Raw genomic sequence first — 208 nt, forward strand, 5'->3', positions numbered from 1 at the left:
GGAACGGAAATCGACGCCGGGCACGCGAGCACCCTTCGGCCCGGTCCAGGAGAAATCGGGCAGATGCGCGATGCCGTCGCCGGTGATCACCCAGTCGTGCGCCATCGGCCGATCGGTCGGATTGGCGAGCCACACCTCACCCGACCCGGACGCCGCGCCATCGAGCTGCCATCCGGCAGGATGCTCGGTGTCGCCGAGCCAGTCGTCC

At 69.7% G+C, this 208-nt stretch carries 1 pseudogene; it reads right to left on the reverse strand.

Annotation, left to right across the window (positions count from 1 at the left end):
• Positions 1-208: pseudogene (locus ON31_RS29295) on the reverse strand (hypothetical protein); the annotation flags it as partial.

This window comes from Nocardia otitidiscaviarum NBRC 14405 (genome assembly GCF_000308635.1).
GTDB lineage: Bacteria > Actinomycetota > Actinomycetes > Mycobacteriales > Mycobacteriaceae > Nocardia > Nocardia otitidiscaviarum.